General features: G+C 34.8%; 19 protein-coding genes and 1 tRNA gene. 15 read left to right on the top strand and 5 right to left on the bottom strand.

Going from position 1 to position 22,449, the window contains the following annotated elements:
- The first annotated feature begins 110 nt into the window (after nt 1-110).
- The 4 genes from BN853_RS05895 (at nt 111) to BN853_RS05880 (ending at nt 6,098) form a co-directional block, all read left to right on the top strand.
- Nucleotides 111-1,844, top strand: a complete 1,734-nt coding sequence (locus BN853_RS05895; protein WP_030005041.1) for an ABC transporter ATP-binding protein — start codon at nt 111-113, stop codon at nt 1,842-1,844.
- An 8-nt stretch (nt 1,845-1,852) separates the two neighbouring features.
- Entirely contained in the window at nt 1,853-3,868 is a 2,016-nt protein-coding gene (locus BN853_RS05890; RefSeq protein WP_030005040.1) for an ABC transporter ATP-binding protein, read from the top strand.
- Nucleotides 3,869-3,944: 76 nt separating this feature from the next.
- Complete coding sequence (locus tag BN853_RS05885) at nt 3,945-4,988, top strand: GGDEF domain-containing protein (protein WP_030005039.1); 1,044 nt, start codon at nt 3,945-3,947, stop codon at nt 4,986-4,988.
- A gap of 78 nt (nt 4,989-5,066) precedes the next feature.
- A complete protein-coding gene (locus tag BN853_RS05880) occupies nt 5,067-6,098 on the top strand; it encodes an L-threonylcarbamoyladenylate synthase (protein WP_030005038.1) in 1,032 nt (343 codons plus the stop codon).
- A 57-nt stretch (nt 6,099-6,155) separates the two neighbouring features.
- Here the strand turns inward: BN853_RS05880 and BN853_RS05875 are convergent, their stop codons facing one another.
- Nucleotides 6,156-6,947: a pseudouridine synthase gene (locus BN853_RS05875; RefSeq protein ID WP_030005037.1), complete on the bottom strand. Its 792-nt coding sequence runs from the start codon at nt 6,945-6,947 to the stop codon at nt 6,156-6,158.
- Between the two features lie 102 nt (nt 6,948-7,049).
- On the opposite strand from BN853_RS05875, the gene BN853_RS05870 reads away from it, so the two are divergent.
- A complete protein-coding gene (locus BN853_RS05870; RefSeq protein ID WP_030005036.1) occupies nt 7,050-7,406 on the top strand; it encodes a hypothetical protein in 357 nt (118 codons plus the stop codon).
- A 44-nt stretch (nt 7,407-7,450) separates the two neighbouring features.
- Here the strand turns inward: BN853_RS05870 and BN853_RS05865 are convergent.
- Nucleotides 7,451-7,525: transfer RNA gene (locus BN853_RS05865), tRNA-Val, on the bottom strand.
- 68 nt (nt 7,526-7,593) lie between these two features.
- Between BN853_RS05865 and BN853_RS05860 the strand changes: the two genes are divergently transcribed.
- From BN853_RS05860 to BN853_RS05850, 3 genes are all read left to right on the top strand, one after another.
- Nucleotides 7,594-8,436, top strand: coding sequence for an RluA family pseudouridine synthase (locus BN853_RS05860; protein WP_030005035.1), 843 nt, complete (start codon nt 7,594-7,596; stop codon nt 8,434-8,436).
- A 59-nt stretch (nt 8,437-8,495) separates the two neighbouring features.
- Nucleotides 8,496-8,996, top strand: a complete 501-nt coding sequence (locus BN853_RS05855; protein WP_030005034.1) for a hypothetical protein — start codon at nt 8,496-8,498, stop codon at nt 8,994-8,996.
- A gap of 139 nt (nt 8,997-9,135) precedes the next feature.
- Entirely contained in the window at nt 9,136-10,398 is a 1,263-nt protein-coding gene (locus BN853_RS05850) for an HlyC/CorC family transporter (RefSeq protein ID WP_030005033.1), read from the top strand.
- Between the two features lie 44 nt (nt 10,399-10,442).
- On the opposite strand, the gene BN853_RS05845 is transcribed toward BN853_RS05850, so the two are convergent.
- On the bottom strand, nt 10,443-11,462 hold the full coding sequence (locus BN853_RS05845; protein WP_030005032.1) for a threonine aldolase family protein: 1,020 nt from the start codon (nt 11,460-11,462) through the stop codon (nt 10,443-10,445).
- A gap of 288 nt (nt 11,463-11,750) precedes the next feature.
- On the opposite strand from BN853_RS05845, the gene rmuC reads away from it, so the two are divergent.
- From rmuC to BN853_RS05820, 5 genes are all read left to right on the top strand, one after another.
- Entirely contained in the window at nt 11,751-13,190 is a 1,440-nt protein-coding gene (rmuC, locus tag BN853_RS05840) for a DNA recombination protein RmuC (protein WP_030005031.1), read from the top strand.
- Between the two features lies 1 nt (nt 13,191).
- The gene (locus BN853_RS05835) at nt 13,192-13,494 is read left to right on the top strand and encodes a YerC/YecD family TrpR-related protein (protein ID WP_030005030.1); all 303 of its coding nucleotides are present in this window, start codon (nt 13,192-13,194) and stop codon (nt 13,492-13,494) included.
- A 116-nt stretch (nt 13,495-13,610) separates the two neighbouring features.
- Nucleotides 13,611-14,405 carry an amino acid ABC transporter substrate-binding protein gene (locus BN853_RS05830; RefSeq protein WP_030005029.1) on the top strand — a complete coding sequence of 265 codons (795 nt, stop codon included), beginning with the start codon at nt 13,611-13,613 and terminating at the stop codon, nt 14,403-14,405.
- Entirely contained in the window at nt 14,405-15,049 is a 645-nt protein-coding gene (locus BN853_RS05825) for an amino acid ABC transporter permease (protein ID WP_052591304.1), read from the top strand. The genes BN853_RS05830 and BN853_RS05825 overlap by 1 nt, the downstream gene beginning before the upstream one ends.
- 64 nt (nt 15,050-15,113) lie before the next feature.
- On the top strand, nt 15,114-15,647 hold the full coding sequence (locus tag BN853_RS05820; protein ID WP_030005027.1) for a DUF4256 domain-containing protein: 534 nt from the start codon (nt 15,114-15,116) through the stop codon (nt 15,645-15,647).
- Nucleotides 15,648-15,961: 314 nt separating this feature from the next.
- On the opposite strand, the gene BN853_RS05815 is transcribed toward BN853_RS05820, so the two are convergent.
- Both BN853_RS05815 and BN853_RS05810 read right to left on the bottom strand, forming a co-directional pair.
- Nucleotides 15,962-16,285 carry an antibiotic biosynthesis monooxygenase gene (locus BN853_RS05815; RefSeq protein WP_030005026.1) on the bottom strand — a complete coding sequence of 108 codons (324 nt, stop codon included), beginning with the start codon at nt 16,283-16,285 and terminating at the stop codon, nt 15,962-15,964.
- A 107-nt stretch (nt 16,286-16,392) separates the two neighbouring features.
- Nucleotides 16,393-17,352 (bottom strand): GNAT family N-acetyltransferase, encoded by a 960-nt coding sequence (locus BN853_RS05810; protein ID WP_030005025.1) that lies wholly within the window; start codon nt 17,350-17,352, stop codon nt 16,393-16,395.
- Nucleotides 17,353-17,560: 208 nt separating this feature from the next.
- On the opposite strand from BN853_RS05810, the gene BN853_RS05805 reads away from it, so the two are divergent.
- Both BN853_RS05805 and BN853_RS05800 read left to right on the top strand, forming a co-directional pair.
- Nucleotides 17,561-19,177 carry an ABC-F family ATP-binding cassette domain-containing protein gene (locus BN853_RS05805; protein WP_030005024.1) on the top strand — a complete coding sequence of 539 codons (1,617 nt, stop codon included), beginning with the start codon at nt 17,561-17,563 and terminating at the stop codon, nt 19,175-19,177.
- A gap of 154 nt (nt 19,178-19,331) precedes the next feature.
- Nucleotides 19,332-22,412 (top strand): endonuclease, encoded by a 3,081-nt coding sequence (locus tag BN853_RS05800; RefSeq protein WP_030005023.1) that lies wholly within the window; start codon nt 19,332-19,334, stop codon nt 22,410-22,412.
- The last annotated feature ends 37 nt before the right edge of the window (nt 22,413-22,449 follow it).

The following is a 22,449-nucleotide window of genomic DNA, read 5'->3' as shown; positions in this document are numbered from 1 at the left end:
AATTCTCGGTTTTTCTTTTCATTTTTTTGAAATCATTTTCATCTAAATTAATGATAAATATGATGAATAGAGCGTATAATAATATATAGTATATTTAAAGAGGTATCGTTATGGCAAATATAATCAGAAAAATTAAATGGTTTATCATAGAACACCGTGTGACCTACGTCATTATGTTGTTTTTACTACTTTCAATCGCTTTTATTTCACTAACACCAGCGTATGTCTTAGGGTTTGCGATTGATACCGTAATTTCGGGGAAATTAAATGAATCCACACTTGTAATGATTGTTGGCGCGCTCGTATTATTACCAGTTTCAAGGTACGCCCTTTCTTTTGTTTATAACTATTTATCGAACAAGACGGCTCAAACGTTAACGTTTCAACTTAGAAAACGATATTTGAGTCATTTGTTTGAAATGGATTCCAAGTTTTTTGAACTCTACGATAAAGGTGATTTAATCTCGAGAGTCACCGCGGATTTGGATTCAATCACGCAAGCAGCAAGTTCGATTATGGAAGGGATCATATTTAATGTGGGTGTGATTTTGTTTGCTATTGGAGTAATGGGGTTTTCGATTTCTTGGGAACTCACCATCATTTCAGTGACAATCATGCCAATTGGATTAACTATCTTAAACATCATTCGAAGTAAAAAGAGAAAGTACGTCAAAATTCACCGTGAAATCTACGCAGAAATGACCGAAAAAGTGTTAGAGTCAGTCGAAGGTCAAAAAACCATTCGTGCCTACGTCCAAGAAGAAAATGATTTGGACAAATTGAAAGACGCAATTGATGCTGACATTGAATCGTGGCGTTACATCGTTAGATACGAAAGTTGGTTTAACCCATTATTTGAAGTGGTTTATGGCATCGCTTATGTCTTGGCATTTGTATTTGGTGTCTATTTCATTTTAGAATCGAAAATGTCACTTGGTCAATTAATTACATTTGTTTCTTATGTTGGTATGCTTTATGGGCCAATTATCGCCATATCGACTATTTTTACTCAAATCAATAACGCAACCATTTCGATCGATCGTTATGATGAAATTATGACTCAAGTACCTGAGGTTCATGATGACCTCACGTCAAAAGACATCATTGACTTTAAACAAATTCGATTTGAAAATGTTACCTTTTTATATCCGTTTGATAAACAACCGGTAATTAAAGACATAACGTTTGAGATAAATAACGGACAAACCATTGGGATTGTCGGACCCACAGGTAGTGGAAAATCCACATTGATTCGACAATTATTAAGAGAGTTTAATGTGACTCAAGGACAAATCTATATCGACAACCAACGAATCGATTCTTACAAGATTGAAGACATCAGGAACTTAGTTGGTTATGTGCCTCAAACCCATATCTTATTTAAACGTGGGGTTGATGAGAACATTTTAATTGGTAAACCAAACGCCAACGTTGATATGATCAATAAGGCGATTAAAATAGCGGATTTTGAAAAAGATTTATTATTCTTACAACAAGGGCTTCACACCATGGTTGGTGAATCAGGCACAACACTTTCTGGTGGGCAAAAACAACGCTTATCCATTGCTAGAGCGTTGATTAAAGAACCTGAGATATTAATTTTAGATGACTCATTATCAGCGGTTGATGCGAAAACAGAGGACACCATCATTGGGCATTTAATAGACTTTAGAAAAGGTAAGACCAATATAATCGTCGCTCACCGGTTTAGTGCGGTAAGAGATGCCGATGTGATTCTAGTCATAGAAAATGGACAAATCACACAAAAAGGAACTCACGAAGAGCTCTTAAAACAAGATGGCTGGTACAAACATCAATACATCCAGCAAATGACAATGAAGTAGGTGATTGTATGAAAACAATGAAAAAAGTATGGCGTTACATTTCTAAATATAAAAAGTTATTAACAATCACGTTAATTGCGATGTTGGTGGTACAGTTCTTAGGACTGGTTGCCCCACTCATTGTCAAAACAATTTTAGACGATTATTTAGTCAGTATTGAAGAGCCATGGTACCAAACGACCGATAAAACCAACGTGTATTACGAGGGCAGTTACTATACTCAAACAAAAAATGACAGCGCACCAATTTCTGTTGTGATTTACGAGGGCAAGTATTACATTACCGATGGACTTGCAGAAAATGGAAACAAATCATTAGAAGGCAATCAAATGACCATTGTGACCCAAGATGGAAGAACCTTAACATTTGAGGTGCAACAATTAACGAGTAAAGAAGTAAGAACGTTTTATGAACCAGTGGTTAAACCACTAAGTATCTTATTAATTCTATTAATCGCAAGATTTTTCTTATCCATATTATTTACCTACATACAGCGAATTTCAACCTCAATGATCAACGTTAATATCGTCAGGGATGCGAGAAAAGATGCGGTAAGCTCACTTTACCGCATGCCAATGACGTATTTTGAAGAAGAACCCGCTGGGAAGGTAGCCAACCGTATCATCTCGGATGTCGGAGGCATGATGAACTTATTTTCAACCATCATGAACTTATTAGTCAATGCGTCTTTAGCGGTAATATTTGCCTATATTGGGATGTTCTACCTAGATTTTAGACTTGCCTTATACACCTTTTTGGTGTTTCCTATTGTCTATTTTTGGTTAAAGTACTTCATTAAGAAGCTCACCAAAATAGCGGTTAAGGTGAATGAACAAAGTTCCATGTTAACGGCACAATTAAATGAAATTATTAATGGAATCAGTATTTTACAAATATTTAACTATAAAAAACAAACCGAAAAGAAGTTTAATGATTTATCCGATGATTTTCGAAAAGAAAAACTTAAGGAACAACGACTTCACTTATCGATTGGCTGGAACATGATACGCCTACTTGGGGCGCTTGTGACGGCAGTGATTGTCTTATACTTTGGAAATGGGTATTTAACCATTCCAGGGTTTGTTGTTTCTGCGGGTATTATCTATGCTTACAACGATTATTTAACAAGACTAATTGAACCGGTCGGTACGCTCTTTAGAGAAATTGGAAACCTTCAACACGCCATCGTACGAACCGAACGTATTTTTAAGATCATCGACGGTGAAAAAGAAAGTGATCGATTTGAAGTTGTTCCTCGATTTAAAGGTGACGTTCGTTTTGATAACTTATGGTTTTCTTATAAAGAAGGTAACCCAGTCCTAAAAGGCATCAATTTAGATATTCCATCAGGTAGTATGGTTGGACTAGTGGGTCATACCGGTTCAGGAAAAACATCCTTAATGAGTCTTCTCATGCGTTTTTATGACTTGAAATCGTACGACATGGGGCAAATTTATGTGGATGAAAAGCCAATTGATACATGGGATAAACGCACCTATCGAAAACACGTGGGTATTATCTTACAAGACCCAGTCATTTTTAAAGGTACGCTGGGGGATAACATCCGATTTGGGCATGACGACATTAGTGATGAAAAAGTGATCGAAGTCCTTAATGAAATTGGTGGTAAAAAACTCCTTGATAAATACGAAGAAGGCATTAATCAAGTGATTACTCGCGGTGGTGGTAACTTATCTGTGGGTGAAAAACAGTTAATTTCATTTGCTAGGGCGGTCATTCATGACCCAGCGATCTTAGTCATGGATGAGGCAACCGCAAACATTGACACAGAGACGGAGACAATGATTCAAACCGCGCTCGAAAAGGTCAAAAAAGGCAGAACAACGATCGTCATTGCGCACCGATTATCAACCATCAAAAATGCCGATAAGATTGTTGTATTACAAGCCGGTTTAAAAGTAGAAGAAGGCCCACATCAAATTTTGTTAGAGAAAAATGGCGTTTATGCGAACATTTATCGCTCTCAAATCAAAATATCCAAAGAATTAGACCCAAATAGTTAGTCAATGGATGATGTTATTAGCAATTTTGGAATAATTATGATTAAATAAGATTAAATCGTTCGATCGAGGTGATCATATGTATAAACCCATCTTAAAAAAGGACTTTTCAACTAGACAGTATTACGATCAATCAAACTTAGTCTATTTGTCCGCGTTTTTATCCTACGTATTCTTAATTCCATTTTTCTATGTTACGGTGTCATTTGAAATGAGCATGGTCTATTTGATTTGTATGATTTCAACGGGCGTTTCTCTTTATTTGAATAAAAAGAAGTCTTATGGGTACGCCTCACTTGTGTTTATACTCGCGATGAATTTTAGTATCATCGTCTCGGTATTAGCTTATGGAAGGACCGCGGGTTTTTACTATTATTATTTTAATCTGTCTGGGCTGATTGTTTTTTCTAACTGGACAGGCAGAAAAAAATTAGTTGGAATTCTTCTTGAAGTAGGGTCGTTCATGATTTTACACGCGGTCTCTTTTCAATTTCAGCCAATCTATGATCAGTCCTTTGGGTTTTTAATGTTTTTACATACAATCAATATCATCGCGAATGTCGTTGGCGTTGCCAATAGCGCGAATTATTATCTAAACATTGCCAAAGAATACCAACAAGACATTTTACAAATGGCAATGACTGATTTTCTAACGGGCTTGCCAAATCGAAATGCGTTTGTTAAGTATTACGATAACGTACAAGACGACTGTTCATTCGGGCTTGGTATTCTGATGATGGATATTGATCACTTTAAGACAATTAATGACACGTATGGCCACATTGGCGGAGATTACGTCTTAAAAGAAATCGCCAGTATTTTATTAAATCACATCAAACCTGAGGATGCACTTGCGCGTTATGGTGGTGAGGAGTTTGTTCATGTCTTTAAAACAGAACAAGAGGAATCTGTATTAAATCGTGCAGAAGAAATCAGACAAACCATTGAGTCTCAGGTGTTTAGCTTTGAAAATCGAACCTTTAAGATCACGCTATCGATTGGCGCAGTTTACCGAAAAGCATCAAAAGACGCTTGTGCAAATGGGGTTCTTGCCCAAGCTGATAAGCTCTTATACGAATCAAAGGACCAAGGCAGAAATCGTGTGACGTTTAAATCCTTATGAGATTAGGCTTATTGCTTGATCTTTTTCTTTGGCAATTAACACGTATGATATAATAATAAAAGAAAAGAAGTGACAATGATGATCAAAACCAAACTACTAAGCATTGAAGATCTCGACAAAATCGAGATTCAAGATCAACTTAAACAAGCAATCAATCAAAATAAGCTCGTAATATTTCCGACCGAAACCGTCTACGGTATCGGTGGTAACGCCTTAAATGAATGTTCGGCAAAAGCAATCTATGAGGCAAAAGGAAGACCACAAGATAACCCACTGATTGTTCATATTCACGATGAAAAAGAAGTGGCGAAATACGCTTTATCAATTAGCGAAAAAGCCAAACGATTAATGACCCATTTTTGGCCAGGCCCACTGACTTTAATCTTTCAAAAAAAAGATATTGTCCCTAAACAAACCACAGGCGGACTTGAAACCGTTGCGATTCGTTTGCCTTCAAATCCAATTGCACAAAAACTATTAAACATCGTTGGTTGTCCTTTAGCGGCACCTTCAGCGAATTTGTCAGGTAAACCTTCGTCAACGATGTTTAAGCATGTCAAAGAAGATTTTTATGGTAAAGTAGACTTCATCATTGACGGTGGAAAATCAACCATTGGGTTGGAATCAACGGTACTAGATGTAACGAAGGAAGTGTTTGTCTTATTAAGACCAGGATCGATTACTAAAAAAGCAATCGAAGACGTACTTAATGAACCAATCATCGATCAATCAGGTGAGCGTAATACAGAAAAAGTGATGTCACCTGGCATGAAATACACACACTACAAACCAAAAGGGAATGTTGTTCTATTAAGTGGTAAGATTGAAAATATAAAAAACTATTTAGAATCGCTCACTTCTTTAAACTCAAAAACAGCACTAATTTGTGCAACTGATTATCAAACAATGTTTTCCTTTATGAATGTTTTTCCACTCGGTAATCTTGAAGAAATGAATTTAATTGCAAGTAATCTCTTTTCAAGTCTAAGAGAGATGGATGAAAAAGAAATGGAACAAATCTTCATTATTGAACTACCAAAAGAAGATATAGGCTATGCCATTATGAACCGTGTCCTAAAAGCGGCGGGGTATCAAACACTAAAATTATAAAATAAAAGAACCTATAAGGACGTTTTTACTAAGTAAAGCGCTTGTAGGTTCTTCTTTTTATTTTTGATTTTTTATTTGTTCTTGTAGTTCAATCAATTCATTTGACGTTAGATAACGATACTGACCAACGGGTAAATCATTGAGGTGCAGGTGCATAAAACGAATGCGTTTTAGTGAGATGACGTCATAGCCAAGGGTTTGACACATACGTCTAATTTGACGATTTAAGCCTTGTTTCAAAACGATTTTGAAGGTATCTTCAGCGACTGGATAAAGAGTTGCAGGATCGGTAACCACGTATTCATTTTTCGCTAAATTATAAATCGTAACACCTGCCTGCATCTCTTTAATGAAGGCATCGTCATAAGTCTTGTTTAATGTGACTATGTATTCTTTTTCATGGCCATATTCTTTTCTTAGAAGTTTATTAACGATGTCGCCATCGTTGGTAAGAAGAATTAAACCAGTGGTTTGTTTATCAAGTCTTCCAATCGGAAAAATCGGCAATCGATAATTCATAAATAAAGCGATGTTATCGGCAATATTTGGATCGGTTGAGCAGGTAATTCCTTCTGGTTTATTTAATAATATGTAGACTTTTTCTTCTAGTGGGTGGATTGGTTTTAAATCAAAAAAGACCTGATCGCCTTCATTAACACGATTACCAAGTGTAGCAATCTGATCGTTTATTCGAATACGACCTTCTTTAATGTAGGCTTCTGCACCTCTTCTTGAGGTAAGTCCGGTTGATGCGACGTATTTATTTATACTAATACCTTTGTCTTTTTCATGTGTGATGATTTGTTGTTCATTTGGTTTGGTATATATATATTCTTTTGCGTATGTCATTATAATCCCTCTTTTTTTACCATATAAGTATACCACATTCACTTATAAAAATAGAAACATATCGGTACAATTCATGTATAATAGGAGTAAAGAGGTGAATCTATGGATAAATTATTAGGTGCATTAGGTTTTTTGATCATTGTGCTATTCTTAGCCGCCAGCTTGAATGGGTTTAAAAAGTACTTGAGTGAAGATTCAAGAAAATTTATTTCTAAAAACCATCAATACTTTGGTATGGCAGCTAGTTTCTTTGCGGTTGTTCACATGGTAATCGCAATTAGCTTAGGTGAACTCCGTGTGACGGGGCTTTTGGCGCTTTTAGCCTTGATAGGTACAGGCGTTATGGGCATGTTGTTTAAAAAACTTAAGAAAAAAGATTTCTATGTCTTACACCGAATTTTTGGTGTCTTTGCCGTGGTGATGATTATCATTCATATCGTATTTAATAGCCAGTATTAAAAAAAGACACTCATCGATTTCGATGAGTGTTATTATCTATAAAATGGTGGAGGTAAAGGGGATTGAACCCATGACCCCTTGCACGTCAAGCAAGTGCTCTCCCGCTGAGCTATACCTCCAACAAAATCTATTATATACGAAACATTTAAAATTTCCAAGTAAAATTTGAAAGAAAAGGTATTTATCGATGACAAAAGCGGTTTATGAACTTAAGGTATCAAAAGATTATCATGATAAAACAATCAAAGAACTACTCACAAACTATGGTTTTTCAGCAAAGAACCAGTACTTAGTAGAGTTAAATAATGGTCTGTTTTTAAATAAAGAACGAGCCACTCGTTTTTTTCATTTGAAAGAAGGCGATCGGTTGGGATTGGATTTTTCTTCGTTTAAGCGTCATGGAATTAAACCTTATCAAAAACCAATTGAAATTGTCTATGAAGATGAATCTGTTTTGATTGTAAATAAAGGAAATAAAACCTTAATTTATGACGATAATAATGATCAAGCATTAATCAATCAAGTTGAGTTTTATCGTCAAAGTCAGGGGTATTTCTATGAACTACTTCCTGTGCACCGTATCGATAAAGAAACCACAGGTATGGTTGTGTTTGGAAAAAATCCGCTCGTTGTTAGCTATCTGTCCAAGCGATTTGAAGAAAAAGAAGTCAGTAAAATTTATGTCGCACTCGTGCATCATCCGTTTAATACAAAAGATGGTGTGATTGATCATCCGATTGCATCTGATCGACACAACAACAAAGAACGAGTTAGTCACACAGGTAAGAAAGCAACTTCTTTATATAAGGTAATCACATCAAGTGAAACATCAAGAGTAGAAATCAACATCATTGGTGGAAGAAAACACCAAATACGGGTTCATATGGCTTACATTGGCCATCCGGTTGTTGGTGATCGACTGTATTCGAAAGATAAAGAGGGGCCAATGTACCTACATTTTTACAAGATAGGGTTCAAACATCCAAACAATCTTGAACCAATCGAAATTATTTGCGAACCGGGATTTTAAGTTGATTTAATTGACAAAACACAAATATCTAATATAATTAGATTAGAAGGAGTGATTTTATGTCAAAAAAAATGCAAGACGTGGTTTTAATGTTTACACTAGTCTTTGGGTTAATCATATGCGCTAGTCTGTTTTTCAATGTCTTAGAAACGAGTGATAACGAACCAATTATGGATGGCATATTGGCTGTTTTTGGTGGTGAAGTGGCCAGCATTGGTGGGTTTATTAGTAGTAGAATTATTTTTAGCATGAGAAACTTCATCGCATTTATATTTCCGTTGATTTTTTCTCTTTTAGGTATTGTTATCATTAAACAATCAAGTGCAGCAACCATCAAATTGTTTGCTGGTATCATATTATCTGCTGTATTCATTACCTCGGTATATTTACTAGCGAATTTAGGTTTAAACACCATCGGTGAGGTTGATGTGTTTGGCGTAACCTCAAAAATCAACTACAAACAAGCAGAACTGACAATCGTCTCAAGTGTTGCTTTAGTCAGTGCGATTTTAGGTGCAGTTAGTTCTGTATTATATAGTGTTTCGCAATTAGGAAAATAACCATTTAAAACCTAAAAACTTCAATGTTTTTTAGGTTTTTTTACGAAATGATACAATAATATCAAAACCTATGTTATAATCGTTTCATGATTCATACAAAATCAAATATAAAAAACAACAGGAGTGAATTTCATCTTATATGGACAGTGACAGTATATACTTAATTATTATTGTGGTATCAATTATTTTATCGGCGTATTTTTCAGCGACCGAAACGGCTTTTTCCTCGCTTAATCGAATTAGGGTTAAGAATTTGGCTGAGAAAGGCAATAAGAAAGCACGATTGGTGCTTGATTTATCCGAACGTTACGATGAATTAATCTCAACGATTTTAATCGGTAATAACATCGTCAATATTTTAGCGGCCTCTGTTTCAACGCTGCTTTTTGTCAATTTACTTGGTCAAGAAGTAGGCGCAACCGTATCGACGGTTGTCATAACACTACTAGTGCTCGTATTTTCTGAGGTATCACCAAAGAGTATCGCAAAAGAATCACCTGAGAAATTTGCGATGTTTTCGGCCCCAGTCATTAATGTATTAATTGTGGTGTTTACACCATTTAACTATTTGTTTAAAAAATGGAAGTTGATGCTTTCGAAAATATTTAAACACGAAGAAGACCGAAGCATTACCGATGAGGAACTGTTAACAATCGTCGATGAAGCCAAAGAAGGCGGCGGAATCAATGAAGCTGAAAGTACATTAATTCGGAGTGCAATTGAATTTCGTGAGTTAGAAGCGGCAGATATCTTAACCCCTAGAACCGATGTGAGTTTTATTTCAATTGATCTCGAACTTGATAAGATAGCCGATGTGTTTAAAGAAACGGGGTATTCAAGACTACCTGTTTATGAAGGCACCGTTGACCATGTGGTAGGGATCATTCACCATAAGGACTTTTATAATTACGTTTATAACCGAGAAGAACCACTAGAAAACTACATTAAACCAGCGTTATTTATAACAAAAAACAAAAAAATAGACTCCTTATTAAAAGAGCTTCAATTAAAGAAAATGCACATTGCCGTCGTACTAGACGAGTTTGGTGGTACTGTTGGAATTGTAACTATGGAAGATATTTTAGAAGAACTAGTCGGTGAGATTTGGGATGAACATGACACGATTGTGCACGAAATCGAAGACCTAGGCAATCATGAATACCTTGTATCTGGTAATGCTAACGTCGAAAAATTCTTTGAAATCATCGATTATAACAAAGAAGTTGATGTATTTACAGTGTCAGGTTGGATTGTAGAAAGTTTAGGGCACTTGCCTAAAGCTGGTGAAACCTTCGAGAATAAGGAGTTTCTAATTGAAGTCATTGAACTTTTTGGTAAACGTATTGAAAAAGTGTTAATTAAGGATTTAAGAGAAAAAGAAACAATTCAAGAAGAAGACTAATATAAAAAGCGAGTACCTGTTAAGAACGGTACTCGCTTTATTGATTAAATTAACTTAGATAAATCCCTTAAAAATGATTGAATCTCAACTTCATTGCGCCTGTAAGTTGTGACTAGACGAATAGTTTGTTCAGCATCGTGATCTGCCCAAATTTCAAACTGGTAGTTTTTCTTTAAGCTGTCTACAATCGATTTCTTTAGTCTTAAAAATTGCTGATTCGTTGGTGTCGGTTTAAAATCAATTCTAAGCTGTTTTAAACCTTCAACAAGTAAGTTTGCATTTTGATTGGCTTTGGATGCAATTTCAAAGAACAAGTTATTTGTAAAAAGTGCTTGAAATTGAATACCTAATATAAATCCTTTGGCTAGAAGTCCACCATTTTGTTTGATTGAATAAGTTAAATTATTGTGCATTGCCTCGTGTTTTGTGATAATTGCCTCACCAAGCATAGCCCCATTTTTTGTCCCACCAATGTAGAAAATATCACTGTATAAACTGATTTCATTTAGTGTAAGATCTGATTCTTTTGAGGTTAGAGCCACACCAAGACGTGCCCCGTCAATGAACAATATCAGATCGTTTTGTTTTGCTACCTCATAGAGTTCAATTAGTTCTGACTTGTTGTAGATTAAGCCTGTTTCTGTGGCATTTGATAAATAGATCATCTTTGGAATGACTCTGTGAAAATCTTGAAATTGTTCTAAAGTTCTTTTTACGTCAGATGCATTAATCTTGCCATCTACAGAATCGATGGTTATTATTTTATGACCCGTTTGTTCGATTGCCCCAGTTTCATGAACATCGATGTGACCGGTGCTTGCAGATATAACGGCTTCATAGGGTTTTAATAAATGTGAAATAACTGTCTTATTAGTGATGGTCCCTCCGACCATAAAAGACGTATAAATTTTGTGATCAAAGTGGGTTTGTAATAGTTGTTTTGCTTTATCAGTAATGACATCCTCACCATAACCAATATTGCTTTGGTCTTTAACCTCTAACAAAAGGTCAAGAATCGCTTCATGTGCGATGTCGTTATAGTCGTTTCTAAAATTAATCATCATATCATCCTTTCATCCGTTTCTATTATAGCAAAATAATTCAAGATACATGTAAAGGATGAATTATTTTTATCGCAATATTCACTTAGATTAGCAGTTTATAACGCATGAGACGAACATTTTGATGGATCATATCGAGAATGATCAAGAACTATTAAGGAAAAAGATTATAATAGATTGTTTTAAAAATTGACAATTTCTTAATTAAGGATTGAATGCAAATATTGTTTTTACGTTAGAACTGAAAGCGATTTATGATACAATGGTATTACATACAAATGAGGGATTAACGTGACTTTATTTCAAGTAACAACTAACACATTATTATCAATTACCATCGGTCTTTTGATCGTTTTTATTTGTTTAATTGGCTATCTGATAATCAAAAGTAAGCGTAGTGGATTTAGTAAGCAAGACATCAAATCAATCATAGATGAAACGAAAAATAGTCAATTTAAAGATTATTTAGTGATGCTTAACGAACAAACAAAAGAAATACAAGCATTAAAAGTTTCACTAAATGAACGATTGATTTCTAGTACGTCTGACCAACAACTAAGATTATCATCTTTTTTATCAGAAACAAAGTCCAAGCTTGATGCCGTTGAACAGTCCTTTTCAAAAGAATCATTAGATACCAAGTACCAAACTGAGAAGAACATCAAGGAACTAATCGAACAAACCTCAAAAGAAATCATGAACTTAAAAGAAAATCTGATTAGAGAGTTAAATGAAGTCAATACAAAAAAAAGCATTCAGCAGACCGATGAACAACTAAAGACACATAAAGAAATTGAACTTCAAATCGATAAATTGAAAGTTCAGGTCAAAGAAACATTAGAAAGTGGCTTTACAAAAAACGAAGAAGCCATACAATCGTTTATTGAAAAAACAGCTTCAATTGAAGCCTCAACAAGACAAATTGAGCAATTGAAAACTGAAATTAATCGATTCAACGATTTGTTATCAAATCAAAAAAGTCGTGGTAATTTTGGAGAAGACGTTTTGAATCGTATTTTAGAAAATCTGTTTGGATTTCAGACTAAATCACTTTTTTATGAAACACAAGTTAGTCTAGTCGATCGGTTTAGACTTACACCAAGTGAAAAAAATGAAAAACTGGTCGTTGACTTTTTATTTAAAATTAAAACCAACCAGGGCATCTTACCACTACCGATCGATGCCAAATTCCCATACACTAACTATGTCACTCTTTTTGATGAACAGCTTAGTGTTCAAGACAGATTAGAGGCAAAAAAACGATTTAGAAATGATATGAAAGCTAGAATAAATGAAGTCAAACGCTACGTCATCGAATCCCATACTGCGCCTTACGCGATAATGTTTATTCCAGCAGAAGCTGTCTTTATTGATCTATTTAAAGAGTTTCCCGACTTGATCGAAGACGCTAGAAACAAACACATAGTAATCGCCTCACCGAACCTAATTGTATCTTTAATCCAAATCTTAACATTTATCTTAAGGGATTATGAATTAAGGAACAACCAAAATGAGATATTAGAACTGATTAATGGTATTTCAAAGCAGTTTGATTTCTTAAAAACACGAATGGATGAACATGTAAGATTAGTTTCAAGACTTCATGATAGTGCAAAAAAACTAGACATTACGTCTTCTAAATTATCAAATGAGTTTCAAAAAGCACAAACATTCATTGATGAGAAAGAATCAGCGAATCGTGATATAATCATAGAAGAAGAGGGTGTATAATATGGCTTACAAATCGAAATTTGCAACTAAGGAAATCGATAAACTTTTTGAGGCTATCTTGACGTTAAAGAGCGTTGAGGAATGCTACAAGTTATTTGAGGACTTATGTACAATTAAAGAGATACAAGACATGAGTCAGCGTTTACTAGTTGCAAAACTCTTAAATGAAGGTGTCTCATATCAAAATATTTCAAAAGAAACATTGGCTTCATCAGCAACCATATCGAGAGTCGCAAAATCCCTTTCTTATGGGGCGGATGGTTATAAACTAGTCTTAGAACGAACATCCAAAACAACTAAATAAACGTAAATTCTAATAAGTTTGGGGGACATCTCAAATTTATTTTTTAATTTAACGCTTTACAACAGTAAAGTGATGAAGTATAATGATGGTACGACAACTTAGAGGAGGTTATCAAAATGAAAAAAATAATTATGATTGTCTTAGGTTTCACAGCTTTTATAACACTTTATGGGTGTACAGCTAAAGAAGTTATTAACACATACAGTGAATTTGAAGAAAGAGGTTATGTGATAGTTGGTCTTGATGATACATTCGCACCTATGGGCTTTCGAAACAATGAAAATGAATTGGTTGGGTTTGATATTGATTTAGCAAAGGCCGTGTTTAACTACTTGGGTCTTGAGGTTCGTTTTCAACCAATTGACTGGAATTCAAAAGAGCTAGAGTTAAAAAGTGGCAGTATCGACATGATTTGGAATGGTTTATCCATTACAGAGGCAAGGAAGAAAGAAATCTTATTTTCACTACCATACTTAGCCAATCGTCAAATCATCTTAACGAAATCAGGTGCTACGATTGATACTATATCTGACCTTGCAGGTAAAAAACTAGGGGTTCAAATATCAAGTGCTGCCGATCAAGCAGTAACAGAAAACAGCATTAGTAGTCAATTAGGAGAACTGATTAAATATGACACTTATAATCAAGCAATATTAGAGCTAGATAACAATACGATTGATGGTGTGGTCATTGATGAAATTATGGGCCGCTACATCATGAGTCAAAAAGAAGGTGTCTACCAAGTCGCAAGTGAATCTTTCTTAGAAGAATTCTACGGTATTGGATATCGTTTGGAATCTGTTGAATTGAAGGAAAAAATAGATGAAGCACTTCAAATTTTAAGTACCCGTGGTGTAACGACAACCATTTCACAAAATTGGTTTGATGAGGATATCTTCTTAATTTCCTAATGGAATACATTATTAGTACAATCAAATACTTGAGAGATGGTATGTGGTTATCAACAAATTTATTTGTTGTCACTCTAGTGCTCTCGAGTATTTTGAGTTTAATACTCATTTCAATTTATAAAATTAACCCATTCATTAAAGGAATACTAAGGCTTTACACATGGTTATTTAGGGGTACACCACTGATGCTTCAATTGTTCTTTTTCATGTATGGGTTGCCATTTATGGGCGTTTATATTGATCGCATGATGGTTGCGTACCTCACGTTTGTTTTAAATTATAGTGCTTATTTTGTTGAAATCTTAAGAGCTGGTGTTGAAAGCACCTCAAAAGATCAAGAAGAAAGTGCAAAAGTGATGGGCGCAAATAAATATCAAATCTATCGCCATATTATATTGCCTCAAGCCATTAGAAAAGAGCTACCAAGCATATCAAGTGAAGTTATCAATTTAATTAAAGATACGTCTTTAGTTACAGTGATCGCATTAACTGATGTTTTAAGAGGGGTAAAAGAAATCGTATCAAGAGATTTTACCCTATCACCATTTGTCGTCGCAGGTCTCTTCTACTTGGTATTTAGTTATGTTATCGTAAAAACATTCCGTCTATTAGAACAAAAGTTCGACTACCTTGATAACGTCTAGGTAGTCGTTTTTTTTTACAGTTGTCTTAATCTTTGATAAAATGAGTATAAAGGATGTGATTTTAATGACAAAAGAACAACTAATTGATTTGATTGAATTACGGTATAAAAGAGATGAAAAACGCTTAGAAACAGTTGATTTTACCCGTATCAAACAACGCCTGCTAAAGAATGAACAAGCTATTCTATCATTAATCTACATGGAACAAACCAAAGGTGAACCAGCCTTTTGGTATCACAATAAAGAAAAAGACCTATATGTGTTTGTTGATTCATCAAAAGAATCACCAGACAGGAGAAGCATTTGTTATGACAAAGAAGCAAGAATATCTAGAAAGAAGTTTCCACCTGAGACAAGTGCGATAGAACTAGTCGAAAAACACAACCTTCAGATTTTAGATGAAACTATGTATTATGAGCTTCAAAAATTAGGACCATTTGACACGAAAACATCGAGTTGGATTTTGACACCTAATTCAATCAGAGATCAAAAGGGGGCACTGTTTTGTGACTACCATTATGGTCGTGTATTTACTTATTGTAATGGCGCTGATTCGTACTATGGTTCTAGGGGATTTCGTGCGTTTATTGAAGTTTAAACACAATGCATGAATTGTTTGATTACAGTTTATAATTAATATAAAATAAAAAGGATTTTTCTTGAAGTCTTTGTCTACTAGGTGTAGAATATCTCTTGGGGAAATCCCCTTTATAAAAAGGAGCATATCATGCAAGTTCATGGCAAAGATTCTAGAGGCAAACACCTAAAGAAAAACAAGATCAGAAACGCAAAGAAAAAAGGCATTAAAATTAATCAATTGTAACAAATAAAACAGTCATAACGATGACTGTTTTTTTATTTATAGACAAATAAAACACCTTAGATGGTATCAAGGTGTTTTTTTTGAAATGATTATTCGTTTTTATAAAGTGTCACAAGCTCATGAAACGTTTCTCTTGAGGCTTCAATTAAACCAGGCATTTCTTTTTTATGCCCATTTGGATTTTGATGCATGGCTTTATGTGTTTCTGAACCTTCCCAGTTGATGTAGGCTTGTCTAGATTCAAAATAGACGGAGATACGATATAAGTCGTATGATTTATTTCTTTCATCAATCAATACCTCACGTTTGACAAAACCGTCAAATGATTGAAGCACGAATGGTTGATTGAAACGCGTAATAAAGCTATCTTTATGTCCTTTTTCCATTTTAAGAACACGAGTGGTAACATACATGTCATAACCTTCTTTCTACAGTTCAAATTATAACAACCGATGAGATAAAATATAAATCATATGATAATCTTTCTAAACAAACGGTTTATTTAGACTAATTTATGTGGTTATTTGAGCCGTTTTCTTAGATTTGTGAAGGTTTGTGTGACTTCAAAGCCTTGGGCTTCATAGATACGCCTTGCTTTATTCTCTGTTCCTGTAAATAGGGTCATGTAGGTGGCCCCCGTCGCTTTTAATCGATGACACAGCTCGTAAAAAAGTGCTTTTCCAATACCTAAACCTCCATAAACTGAAGATACACCAATACCTGAAAATGTACCTTTTTGGTTAATGACATTTAATGGGCCTGTAAAGCCAATGACTTCGTCGTATTTTCTAGCGATAAGTATGGGTTTGTTTGCTAAAATCGCTTGATTGAATGCCTGTTCAAAACCTGGGTTATTAAGGTTTTTAAAGAGATTTGTGTGGTTCTTACAAGTCGTTTTATTGAAGTATTCAATGACGATGCCTTGCGCTTTGAGTTGCTCTATTTTATAGTGCAAAGATGGTGATTCATCTAGGTGGGTTAAATTCATATGATAAAGGTTTTGATAGGCAAAAGGCAAGTAGCCTTGTTTTTTTAAAAATGATTCGTAGTGACTGTTGATTAATACACCTGGCATGTTGTTATGAGTGTGTGATTGATTATTTACAAAAAACGACCATTGAATCGGATTAAAAAACACACAGTCGATGGTATCAAAACCATTGTTTATTAGTCTTTCTTCGAGTGCGTTTAATAGTGTTTTTCCAATGCCTTGAAGTTGATGATCTTTTTTTACAAACAGACAGGTGAGATAGTTGGTTTTTCTCTTGAAATCACTGACACCTGAGGCAAACCCAAGCAAGGTTTTATCCGATAGAAACGCTAGACTTATTTTTTGATAACCTTCGATTTCTTCAACGAAGTAAACGTTCATTAACTCTGGCGTGACTTTTAATAAGCGTAAGTCATAATCATCAATGGATTCATTAATTAAATTAGTCAAAGCTTCTAGATGTGTAGTAGTCAAGTTTAATATCGTCATAGTGTTACCATCCTTATGCCTTCATTATAACAAGAGAATAGTGCATCCTTTGAGTAATTTAAGAAATCGTCGTTCATTTTCGATTATTGGTTTCTTTTTTCAATAAACCTCAACAATAACGATTGTTTTTGTTTCGTAAGCGTTATCTAGTTGACTTTCAAGGCTATTTTGACTAAACTATATAAAGTTGATTAATGGAGGTATTAGAATGATACATGTTTCAAACGTAAGTCTCGTCTTCTCAGATAAAAAATTATTTGAGGATGTAAATATTAAATTTCTGCCAGGTAATTGTTATGGAATTATCGGTGCCAATGGTGCCGGCAAGTCCACGTTTTTAAAATTACTTTCAAAGGAAAAAGAACCTACCAAAGGCGATATCATTGTTGAAAAAAACAAACGAATCGCTACACTTAAACAAGATCAAAATGCGTATGATGAATTAACAGCAATCGAAGTAGTCATCATGGGGCATCAACGCTTGTTTGAAATCATGAAAAGTAAAGAATATTACTATAATTTAGAGACGTTAAGTGAAAAAGAAGGCTATGAACTGGCTAATTTAGAAGTTGAGTTTGCTGAACTTGATGGGTGGGAAGCCGAATATAACGCGGAGAAATTATTAAATGGATTAAACGTTCCTCAAAGCGATTTTTATCAAAAGATGGCCGATATCGTTCCTAAGCAAAAAGTCAAAGTTTTATTAGCACAAGCGCTTTTTGGAACACCGGATATCTTATTACTTGATGAACCGACCAATAACCTAGATTACGAAGCCATTCGTTGGTTAGAAGATTTTTTAATTGATTACGAGCACACCGTGATTACTGTTTCGCATGACAGACATTTTTTGAACAACGTTTGTACACACATGGTTGACATTGACTACTTCCAAGCAAAACTGTATCAAGGTAACTACGATTTTTGGTTAGAGTCTTCACAGCTCATTCAACGATTAATGAATGACCGTAACAAGAAAAAAGAAGAACGAATTGAAGAACTAAAAGCCTTTATTGCACGCTTTAGTGCAAACCTTTCAAAGAGTAGACAGGCAACATCAAGAAAGAAATCGTTAGAAAAAATCGAGTTAGAAAACATTGTTCCATCCTTACGTAAATACCCATTCATCGGTTTTGACATTGATAAACCACTGGGTAAAGATGTCTTAGATGTATCAAACCTTTCTTACAAAATTGATGATAAAATGGGCTTTGAAAACGTCTCTTTTACCATAAACAGAGGAGACAAAGTCGCTATTGTTGGTGACAACGACTTACTTAAACAAAATTTACTTGCCATCCTTGCAGGTGAAAAAGAACCACTCAGTGGGATTGTTAAATGGGGTCAAACCATTAAGACGAATTATTTTTCTTCTGACATTGACAAATACTTTGAAAACTTTGATTTAAACCTCATTGATTGGCTAAGACAATTTTCAAATGAACAAGCGGAATCCTATATTCGTGGCTTTTTAGGACGTATGCTTTTTAGTGGGGACCAACCGCTCAAATCCGTTGAGTATTTATCTGGTGGTGAAAAGATGAGATTACTTTATTCAAAGTTAATGTTATCAAATGCGAACACACTGATTATTGACTCGCCAACCATTCACTTAGACCTTGAAGCCATTCAAGCCGTCAACAATGGTCTAGAAGCTTTTAATGGTGCAATCATCATGTTCACTCACGACCATAAATTAATTGACACGGTCTGCAATAAAATTATTGAAATCGGTGATTTAGGTGCGTATAGTTTTAATGGCACATTAGACGAATACATCGATCACGTTAAGAAAAAAGACGTTAAGAGCGTTCTTTACAAATAAAAATACAAGGGGCTGTAACGAAATGAAGATAATTAATTCTTCATTTCGTTACAGCCCCTTTTTTTCATAAATGACGGTTTTAAAAACACATCAACTATGTTACAATGACTTTAGTGTCTAAAAGAACTAAAATAAATTTAGGAGATAAAAATTGATGAAACGTATTAAAGTGTTAGTTGTATTAGCTTTTCTAGTACTATTAAGTGGGTGTTTTGATCAAAAAAACACGTTTGAAAAAGTGGATGCCGCTTTTGTATTAACTTATGATTCAAGTGATTCAGAAAATAATGTGACAAAAGATGTTTCTTTGCCTGACTTAGAAAACAAGTTTAGTGACATTGAGGTTACATACACCTCAAGTAATCAAACGGTTGCTATAGTCGAAGGACTTAAAATAAAAATTGTGCCAACTGAGGTGGATGTCACCATCAAGATTACCCTTACAGTGACAATCAATGAAGAACAACAATCGTTTGACCGGTCGTTTATCGTTAAAGCAAAACCCCAAAGTGATGACACATACACACTTGTGATTGTTGATAATGACAATCAAAGCGACTACGTTGTTCTAAAAGATAGTCTATTTAATCAAACACTTAGTAAAGAAGGGTTTGATTTTGCAGGACTATATTTAGATCAAGCATTTACAAAGCCATTTGATGGATATGTTAGAGATAATTTAACCGTCTATGTCAAATGGATAAAAGTAACACTTGACACGACGGCTCCAAATATAATAGGTGTAGAAAATCTTACAATCTTTCTAGGTGATTTAATTGATCTATTGAGTAGAATTACGGTCACAGATAACCTAGATGGTAGTCCACAGTTATGGGTTGATGACTCTGAGGTAGATTATTTCACACCTGGTGTGTACAAAGTCTATTACTATGCAGTTGATTCAAGTGATAACGAACGAATCGTAGAAGCCACTTTGACGATAAAAAATGAGGTTAACCTGTCAACTTTGGAAACTTTTGAACAATCCTCTGGCTCAGGATCATCTTATACGAACGGTTCATTTCAAAGCGAAAACGGCTTAATTTGGGTCTATGAAGGTATGAGAGGCGATCAAATACTTGATGGCAAAGCATTAACCTTTGGACAAAGTTCATCGCAATTCTTAAAAACGATTATCCCAAACGGGGTAAATAGTGTTTCAATCGATTTTAAACACGTGTTTAGTGGTGCCTCGACAAGAAACGTAGATCTCTATTTAAATAACGAGCTCAGACATACGTTTTTAGTTACTGCAGATACGATGACTTATGAAGTAATCAATTTAGGTGTTCAAGGTGAAGTGACCTTTGAATTAAGAAATGCGTCAGCCTCAAGGGTTATCATTGACAATATTTTAATCACACATAACCAATTGAGTGATGACATGAAATCGGTATTAAAAGACCAAGAAGCGCTAGTGCTTCCAAGCAAACTGATGTTTGAACAACAGTTATCTTTAGTAACTATCGGTAACTATGATTCTGCTATTTCATACCATTACCAAGATGGATTAAATCCGTATAATCATTTGATTGATTTAATATCAGGTGAAGTTATTTTGATTGAAAACCAAGTTAAAACAATTGGTGTGGTTGTGACTATACGAAAAGGTACGGAAGAAGTCAGTTTCACACACGCGTTTATTATTGGTGAGGGTGATCCAATCACCATAAGTGAAGCAAAAACACACAATGGACTTGTTAAAACCACTGGCGTTTTGACTGGATTTATAACAATGAATAATCAAGTTCGCGCTTTTTTTGAAGACGCAGACACTGGCATAGAAGTATATTTGGATGTTGCTTTTATTCCTGAGCTAGAAATAGGGTATTCCTACATTATAAAAGGTAATGTTACAGGGGTTAAAGAAAAACAACTAACCGACGTAACAAGCTTAATCAAACAAGAACAAACAGTAATATATCCAACCAATTATGACCCGCAAACACCTAATGAAACAGTAGGCAAAAATATCTATTTTGAAGGACTGTTTAGTGACATAAACAATCACATCGCAAGAATCGTGGTTGGTCAAGAAGTGGTCTTAGTTGATATGTCTTACTTATCAACATTTGATTTTTCATTTGCTGAGGTAATTGAAGTGCTTGGGTACGTCGTTTACGAAAACAACAACTATTACATTGTCGTTCTAGAACAAGACGATATACAAACCAGACCAAATGACCTAAACCGAGTTAATGATTTGGTCTTAGAGCATCTTGGACTAAATCATCAAATGATCATCAGTGATGACTTAGTTCTAAAATACACCGATGAGCGATTTGGATTAAGTGTTTCTTATCAATCTTCTAATCAGTCAATTCTATCCAATGATGGAAAAATTATCACGCTTGAGGCAGAAGAAAGCGTCTTATTAAACTACACATTATCAAAAAATTCGACGATTATTTATCAATCAAGTATCGTAATAGAGATTCGCTTGGGTAACCCACTGACTGGATACTACCAAGAGGCAAATGGAAAGATTGGCGATGAATTACTAAGAAGCTTAACAACCATTATCTCTAGAAATTATCATTCGATTTCTTATTCAGCCACAAATAAAGTCTTAGAGGTTTCAGATAAACACCCTAGTGGTAGTGGATACTTAGGCGTTTATGACCACACCTCAATTTCAGGTTACAACAAAGAACACGTTTGGCCACAATCGTCTTTTAGTGAAGCAAGTCCTTATAAATCAGATATGCACCATTTGAGAATTTCGGTTGTAAGCACCAATAGTGCTAGAAGTAATTACTACTTCAATAATCCAACCTCACCAACGTCAAATTGGCAGGTAGGAAGTAACCGATTCTTCCCAGGTGATCAAGACAAAGGTGACATAGCGCGCATGCTCATGTACATGGCGGTTCGTTATAGAAACGATAACTTTAAGTTAATCGTTGCAGAATCTGGCAGAACGTCAAACGCACCTTCACGTACGATGGGAAATCTAGCGGTATTACTTAACTGGCATCTTGAAGATCCAGTGGATTCATTTGAAGTAAATCGTAATGAAGTCATTTATGGCACACAAAAGAATCGAAATCCTTTCATTGATCATCCAGAATTGTTTGAATCGATTTGGACTATTTTTATGCAAGAAGATTCTAACAGAAAAATCAGTTTTAATAACCTTGATCCAGATTTCTTAATGAGTTATATTGAGTTAAAAATCTTTGAAATTCAAGTAGATTTAGGAAGTTATCGTAAAGAACATCAATTGTTTTGTTAATCAAGAGGACCTTTTGGTCCTTTTTTTGCAACTAATC

Origin of the sequence: Paracholeplasma brassicae (assembly GCF_000967915.1) — a bacterium.
GTDB classification, from domain to species: Bacteria; Bacillota_I; Bacilli_A; order Acholeplasmatales; family UBA5453; genus Paracholeplasma; species Paracholeplasma brassicae.
Note: the sequence above shows the minus strand (reverse complement) of the source record. Positions and strands in the feature narration are given on the sequence as shown.